Source organism: Carboxylicivirga taeanensis, assembly GCF_051851475.1.
Classification (GTDB): Bacteria; Bacteroidota; Bacteroidia; order Bacteroidales; family Marinilabiliaceae; genus Carboxylicivirga; species Carboxylicivirga taeanensis.
Window position 1 is genome coordinate 1 of record NZ_JBPUSJ010000088.1, and the last position, 972, is coordinate 972.

Here is a 972-nt window from a genome sequence, read left to right on the forward strand (position 1 = left end):
ACATTAGAGAAATTAGGAATATAAAATAACAGGTTACAACAAGCTGCAATAATGCATAGCAGTCCGGCTCGCTTTGGTTGGGCCGATTCCCGCCTTGATTGTCTGTCCTGCCGGACGGACAATCAGCACCGCGAATCTGCTACTGCATCATGCAGCTAACCGTTGTACGCAAGCAAAACGAACATGAAACAATACTGCATTATAATGTTGTTTTCTTTGACTCCAATCAGTTTGATAGCTCAAAATGATTGCACTGATTTCAATGATTATAACTCATCTCAAGTTTGGATTCAAAAAATAATCAAGCTTGGAATGGATGCACAAAAAGACTCGGCTTTACAAAGAATTAAATGCGAGCGAATAATTGGAGAAAACAATATCAATTTCCCATTGCTTTGCATTGTTGACGGTTTAATTGCTCCTAATATTCCCGATTATAGAGACTGTATATTAAGATATGTTGATTCTAAGAATATGCAATTGATTGGTTCACTTTGCGAAGTTGAAGGAATTTATCCCGAGAAATGTAATCTTGGATTTTTAATTATTAGCGGTCTAGAGAAGCCAGTTGTAAACAACATAAAGCATTTGACTATTAAGAAAATTGAAAGAAAAAAGGGAGAAATAAGAATTGTAATAAAAAATCATAAATCGTGTGATTTTGATATTAGAATCGAAGACTTTAGTGATGCGAATAATTTTAAGACTGAAAAAAAGCATTTAAAAAGAGGAAATAATAGAATTAAATATTCCGTTGACAACGAAGTGAAATTGATTACAATTCTTGATAATGAAGACAAACTAATCTTGATTAAATAAATGCCAGCGTACAACACGCCGCTATAGCGCATAGCAGAGTTGACGAGGCTTTGGTCGAGCAGATTCCCGCCTCGATAGTCTCGTCCTCTCGGACGGACAATCTCAACGCAAATCTGCTACAGCGCCATGCGGCCAACCGTTGTAGCTTATTTC

General features: G+C 36.6%; 1 protein-coding gene. It reads left to right on the plus strand.

The window, feature by feature from the left end; all coding sequences use genetic code 11:
* Positions 1 to 183: 183 nt before the first annotated feature.
* Entirely contained in the window at positions 184 to 819 is a 636-nt protein-coding gene (locus ACSX1H_RS19370; RefSeq protein ID WP_439185906.1) for a hypothetical protein, read from the plus strand.
* Positions 820 to 972: the final 153 nt, after the last annotated feature.

Coding starts and splice junctions, on each gene's coding strand:
- ACSX1H_RS19370 (WP_439185906.1), top strand. CDS start 184: ATGAAACAATACTGCATTATAATGTTGTTTTCTTTGACTCCAATCAGT.